5 protein-coding genes and 1 pseudogene are annotated in these 5,756 nt (G+C 62.3%); 2 read left to right on the top strand and 4 right to left on the bottom strand.

Features of this window, described 5'->3' with window-relative positions; all coding sequences use genetic code 11:
• The 4 genes and pseudogenes from EOS_RS48645 to EOS_RS41475 all read right to left on the bottom strand — a co-directional run.
• A pseudogene (locus tag EOS_RS48645) lies at window positions 1-186 on the bottom strand (23S rRNA pseudouridylate synthase B); the annotation flags it as partial.
• Between the two features lie 100 nt (window positions 187-286).
• Complete coding sequence (scpB, locus tag EOS_RS48650) at window positions 287-1,573, bottom strand: SMC-Scp complex subunit ScpB (RefSeq protein ID WP_235443132.1); 1,287 nt, start codon at window positions 1,571-1,573, stop codon at window positions 287-289.
• Window positions 1,574-1,984: 411 nt separating this feature from the next.
• A complete protein-coding gene (locus EOS_RS41470) occupies window positions 1,985-3,214 on the bottom strand; it encodes a pyridoxal phosphate-dependent aminotransferase (protein ID WP_047898054.1) in 1,230 nt (409 codons plus the stop codon).
• Between the two features lie 172 nt (window positions 3,215-3,386).
• Window positions 3,387-4,301, bottom strand: a complete 915-nt coding sequence (locus EOS_RS41475) for a LysR family transcriptional regulator (RefSeq protein WP_047898055.1) — start codon at window positions 4,299-4,301, stop codon at window positions 3,387-3,389.
• A gap of 413 nt (window positions 4,302-4,714) precedes the next feature.
• On the opposite strand from EOS_RS41475, the gene EOS_RS41480 reads away from it, so the two are divergent.
• Window positions 4,715-5,113 carry a transposase gene (locus EOS_RS41480; RefSeq protein ID WP_047898056.1) on the top strand — a complete coding sequence of 133 codons (399 nt, stop codon included), beginning with the start codon at window positions 4,715-4,717 and terminating at the stop codon, window positions 5,111-5,113.
• A gap of 428 nt (window positions 5,114-5,541) precedes the next feature.
• The coding region (locus EOS_RS41485; protein ID WP_047898058.1) for a hypothetical protein at window positions 5,542-5,756 on the top strand (215 nt) is incomplete at its 3' end.

Raw genomic sequence — 5,756 nt, forward strand, 5'->3', positions numbered from 1 at the left:
GGCGACGGCGCGACGGCGGGCGATCAGGCTGCGAGGCCCCCGCCGCAAGCCGCGACGCGGACGTTCTTCACCGTCGGCGGGTTCGTCGTTGCGTGTGCGTTCGCCGGCGTCGGTCTGGCCATGTGCTTCATCGGCACGAACGGGGCGCTCGGATTCGGGCGAATCGCTGTCGTGGGAATGTGTCAAAACAACCTCAATTGTGTCGGGTCGCGCGCCCTTCGCAGGCGCGTCAAAAAATCCGGCCGATGGTGATTAGTAGCCGAATGAAGGTTCGTGCAAACAGGCCTCAGGCGCGGCGCGCAGTCTGGTCGTCCGGTGCGTTGAATTCGTCGATTTCGTTTGATTCGTCCGGCGCACTCGATGCGTCGAATTGGTTCGATGCGTCCGGTGCGCTCGCGTTGTCGTCGACGCCATCGGACTCATCTGCGGCGCGCGGTAATGCGTGTTGCGCTGCGTCGCCGGTCAGTGCGCCGGCATCCGGCGCCGCCACGTGACGGTTGTCCACGTCGCCTGGCCTCGCGTGCGTCTGGTTCCGGCTGATATCCGCAAGCGCTTCGTGCGGCTCCGGACCGGTCGCGGACACCGCATGTTGCGGTTGGAATTGCACCGGTGCGTTCGTTTGCGCATCGGCGTTCGTATCGTTCGCCGGCTCGTCAGAACCGGCCTCGGGGTGCAAAAACGGCTCGCCTTCTGCGTGGACTGGCTGCGCCGCCGCGGGTTCCTCCACATGCGTCGCCTGAGCCGAATCGTGCGTGGCCACACTTGCCCAAGCATCCGGCGTTCCCGGATCGGCTACGCCGACGAGCGCGCCGTGCTCGCCATCCGGCTTTCTTTCGGCGCTAACCGTCGACGCTTGGTCCAAGCCTGCGTCAACGTCAACATCAACGTCAGATAAGGACTCGGACGGCGTCGATACTGCCGCATTCGGAGCATCGGGCAACGAAGCGGCTTCGTCCTTCGATCCCAGCCCAGTCGACAGCGCGGCGCCGATGGCGGCCACCGGATTGTCGCCGGGGAAATCGATCGCATGCTGCGCGAGCAACGACGCTTCCAATTGCGCAGACGGGTTATCGAGTGCCGGCAGTTCGTCCAGCGCGCTCAGGCCCAGGTCATCCAGAAACTGCTTGGTGGTGGCATAGAGCGCGGGCCGGCCCGGCACGTCGCGATGACCGATCACCTCGATCCAGCCGCGGTCTTCCAGTTGCTTCACGACCTGCGTGTTCACGGTGACGCCGCGAATTTCTTCGATGTCTCCACGCGTCACCGGCTGCCGGTAACCAATGATCGCGAGCGTTTCAAGCACGGCTCGCGAATATTTTGGCGGCTTTTCCGGATGTAGCCGGTCGAGATAGGCCCGCATTGCAGGTTTGCTCTGAAACCGCCATCCGGACGCCAGCGCCACCAGTTCCACGCCGCGTCCCGACCAATCCTGCTTCAGGGCGTCGAGCAAGGTGCGAACCGTGTCTGCCGAGATATCGTCGGCGAAAAGCTTTCGCAACTCGGCGAGTTTCAGCGGCTCCTGCGCGCAGATCAAGGCAGTCTCGAGGACGATCTTCGCCTCTTGGGTATTCATGCAGCTAGATAGGACCCTGTATGGTCTATGAACCGGTCAAGTCAGGCCGAAAACGAAGGACACCGATTACTCGAACCATTCGCAACGCTCAGACTGGGAAACCGTGGACGAGGATACTGACGACGCGCTCGCCCGATTTCTGATCGGTCATATTGATTGGGAGCACGCACCGGGGGGAAGCAAAACACGGGATCAGATCCTGATCGCCGAGCTTTTCCCAGCCGGACGAAGTAGCACTTTCCAAGGCGGAAGCGCGTGACTGCACGCATATTACGCAAAAACAAACGGTGCGTAAAGGTGAAACATTGGGTCGCCGCAAGACTCACGTCAGGCGGGCCTCACACGTGAGCACTTCTCGTCTGCCCTCAAGCCCCGCGACCCAAAACCTTCACCCCGATGCCCCGTCGCACGTCACGAAACCGAGTGCGCCTCCATGAACGCCCGCAGACGTGCTACTCCAGCGTCCAGTCGAGCAGTGTCGCAGGCATAACACCAGCGCACAAAACCCTCTCCCTCCGGACCGAACGCACTGCCCGGCGCAAGTCCGAGCGCGCTTTCGCGCACCAGCGCCTTGCACAACTCGAGGCTGCGCTCCGCACCCGGAAGCCTGAAAAACAGATACATGGAGCCGGCAGGCGCCCGCACGTCAATACCCGGGATGCGCTGCAATGCCGTCACCAGGTAGTCGCGGCTCGCGCGCAAGTCAGCGACCAGCGATTGCGTAAATTGCTCGCCGTCCTTCACCGCGGCGATCCCCGCCATCTGGACGAACGAAGGCGCGCAAGACGTGTTGTACTCGACCAGCTTGGCGAGATCCTCCATCAGACGCTCGGGTGCGACGATCCAGCCCAGCCGCCAGCCCGTCATCAGCCATGCCTTCGAGAAGGAGTTCACCGCGATCACGCGTTCGTCGCGGTTCGCCAGATCGAGGAACGAAGGTGCGACTGTGGCGTCATTGCCGTAATAGAGGCGCTCGTAGACTTCGTCGGCAACCAGCCAGATGCCAAGCTGCCTGCACCGGTCGAGCACCGCTTGCTGCTGCTCACGGGTCATGACCCAGCCGGTGGGGTTGTTCGGCGAGTTGACCATCAGCATCCGCGTACCGGGCGTCAGCGCCGCAAGCAGACGGTCGAGATCGAGTGTCCAGCCGTCGGTTCCATAGGTTAATGCGACCGTTTCCACGGTAGCACCGAGAATCTTCGGGATTTCGACGAGGTTTGGCCACAACGGCGTGACGGCCACCACCCGGTCGCCGGCACCCGCGACCAACTGCGTCGCCAGCATCAGCGCATTGACACCGGCGCTTGTCACAGCAATTTCCGCAGGCCGGGTGGCGCCATGCAGCTTGCCGACATAAGCGGCGAGCGCTTCGCGCAGCGGCGCTATGCCCAGATTGTGCGTGTAAAAGGTTGCACCATCGGCGAGCGCGCGGCTTGCAGCGTCGCGGATGAATTGCGGCGTGACCTGATTCGATTCGCCAAACCAGAAAGGAAGCACGTCCGGGACACCGAAACCCGCGTTGGCGACCTCGCGAATCTGTGACGGGCGCAGCGCGCGGACCACGTCACGTGCGTTCGGCGCACTTTGCGCACTCGCTCGCGCACCAAGCTCCGAGATAACCGCTCCTTCTGACTCGCTCATTACCGCCTCCGCCGATGGAAAGCGAAAGTCTAACGCGACACCCTCGGAAAAGCGCTGTACGGCTCGTGCGTTAGCCATCAGGCCAGTTTTCGGAAGTGTGTGCGCCATGGCGAGACCGGGAGATGCTCGCGGAGCGCTCACGCACTTGGCCATCCGCCCCTCGGCGAATCGGCTAATCCAGTTCTTCAATCCGCTTCGGCAATCCAGCGACCAATCCCCACACCGACTCCGCCGCGGGCGATAACGACCGGTCGCGCCGCCGCACGAGTTCCACCGTTCGCTCAACCCGCGGCACGAGGGGCAGCGCTACCAGCGACGAATTCGCCGGCAACGGCAGGGCCAGCCACGGCAGCACGCTGATCCCGACGCCCGCCTCCACCAACCCGAACACCGTGGCGGAATGGCCGAGTTCCTGCACCACATCAGCGATAACGTGATGCTCGCGCAGCACGGCATCGATAATCGGACGGCTTCCGGAAGCGTGATCCAGCATCACGAGACGCTCTCCTGACAGCGCCGCCCACGGCACCTCCCGCGCGGCCGCCAAGGGATGGTCCCGCCTCGCGACCGCGCAGAACGAGTCGGTCATTACGACTTCGCCATACAGGTCGTCATTGGCATACGGGCCGATGGCCACGCCGAAATCCACTTCGCCGGACTTGACCTTGCGGAGCACGTCGCTCTGCAGATCGTCACGCAAGCCCAGCGAAATCAGCGGAAATTCCCGCACACACGCGGCAATGACGAGCGGCATCAAGCGGCACGCCACGGTCGGACTGGCCGCCACGATCACCCGCCCGCGCCGTTGCTGGCCAAGATCGCGGATTTCGTTGAGCGCTTCATCGAGGTCCGACAGCAACCGCGACACACTGCCTACGAGATTCGTGCCGACATCGGTGAGTTGCACTTCGCGGGTGGTCCGATCGACCAGTTTCAACCCGATTTCCCCTTCGAGCTCGCGCACGCAGCGGCTCACCGCCGACTGCGTCAGGCCGATTTCATCGCCGGCCCGGCTAAAACTCTGCAGCTTCGCGACTTCGATAAACACACGTAGCTGCCGCAACGTCACATTGAGCACCCGGCTCATACCTTATCCTCATCAATTCTTCTAATTGATGCAAATTGTAGATCAAAGGTCGGCCAAGAAAACGGTTTCATCACCGTCGCGCTGCGGTGCAGCAGAAATGCATCCGCGCACGCCGGATGGGCTTGCTGCACTTGATTGGTGATTGTCCCGATTTCATTAACTGCACTTATAGCGTCTCATACGGCCCATGCTGGCACCGCGCCAGCCTACTGCCGCGAGGCTTTCCGACCGATCGATACACGCATGGCACGGTTCTCGCATTTACTTGCGCAGAGGTCGGCGCCATTGCAGTTTTAAACGCAAATCGTCCGTCGCAATGTCTGCTCCGACCTTACCTGGGTTCGATCTTCGAATTCCGACCAGAGTGCGCGGCGCGGGGCAGCGCACCGGGGTTAGCTTCGCTGAGGTGAAACATGATGTTCGACGATTTAAGAGATAACGAGTGGGCGCTGGTTGAGGCCTTGTTTTGCGCAGAACCGGCACGTAGTGAACGGCGTGGCCGTCCGCGCGTCGAAGCACGCGCTGTCGTCAATGCCGTGTTGTGGGTTCTGTCCACGGGCGAAGGCTGGTCGAAGTTGCCGGGCCGCTACCCGTCGCCGCCGACCTGCCGCCGCCGGTTCGACGAATGGCAAGCTGATGGTACGCTCGCCGAAATTGTGAAGCGTCTGGGCAACAACGGTCGTGAGGTGTCGTTGCGGGGCCGGATCGGCTCTACCGCTGCGAAACCGCCTGTGCCGCCGAGCCGCGACCGTCTACGTGGCGCATTCTGGACGAATCCGGAATCGTGGCGCGCTCCGGTCAAGATGGCCTGAGGCTGTCTGCGCGGCAAGTTGCACGTTCGGGCTGTATGGTCGATCGCTGTACGACCCACGCTGTACGATCAGGCTTACGCGAAGCACCCGCGCGCAGGTTTCCTGCGCTTTACCCAGGCTCCCACCCGGTGCATTCCCTCGAGTGACGAGCCACCGGTCTGCGCTCGCAGACCGTTTTAGTCAGTCAAAAATCTGCCGGCAAGCGCTCGCTTTTCGTTTATCGAAAGCGAGCGCATGGCGTTCAATCTCGCTTTGCGCACGTTGATATTGCAACCACGCGAACACGCGTCTCGCAATGGCTCGTCGTGTCCGATCTCCAAGCTCACGAAACAACTCTTTACCAATATTTACAGCACCCTTTCGTGCACTGGCATAGCGTATGAAGCTGGCTAGCGGACCGATATCTGGTCCGAAGGGGAGTTTTCATCATGAAACCAATGTCACTGCTGGCGTGCGGCATTGTGGTTTCATCGCTTAGTGTGGCGATTCAGGTGCACGCCGAGTCACCAGCGGGTAACTTTGCGCTGCGCGCCGAGACGCAGGCCAGCCTGCAGGCATGGAAGAAGGAACCGGCGCGTGGCCGCGAAACGGCCGAGCCGGCGCCGCGCGGGGACCTGCGCGGCGATATAGCGAGCAACGCGCG

This window comes from Caballeronia mineralivorans PML1(12) (assembly GCF_001028175.1).
Classification (GTDB): domain Bacteria; phylum Pseudomonadota; class Gammaproteobacteria; order Burkholderiales; family Burkholderiaceae; genus Caballeronia; species Caballeronia mineralivorans.

Bases quoted from the DNA above. Each gene is read 5' to 3' on its own strand.
- scpB (WP_235443132.1), bottom strand. From the start codon at position 1,573: ATGAATACCCAAGAGGCGAAGATCGTCCTCGAGACTGCCTTGATCTGC.
- EOS_RS41470 (WP_047898054.1), bottom strand. From the start codon at position 3,214: ATGAGCGAGTCAGAAGGAGCGGTTATCTCGGAGCTTGGTGCGCGAGCG.
- EOS_RS41475 (WP_047898055.1), bottom strand. From the start codon at position 4,301: ATGAGCCGGGTGCTCAATGTGACGTTGCGGCAGCTACGTGTGTTTATC.
- EOS_RS41480 (WP_047898056.1), top strand. From the start codon at position 4,715: ATGATGTTCGACGATTTAAGAGATAACGAGTGGGCGCTGGTTGAGGCC.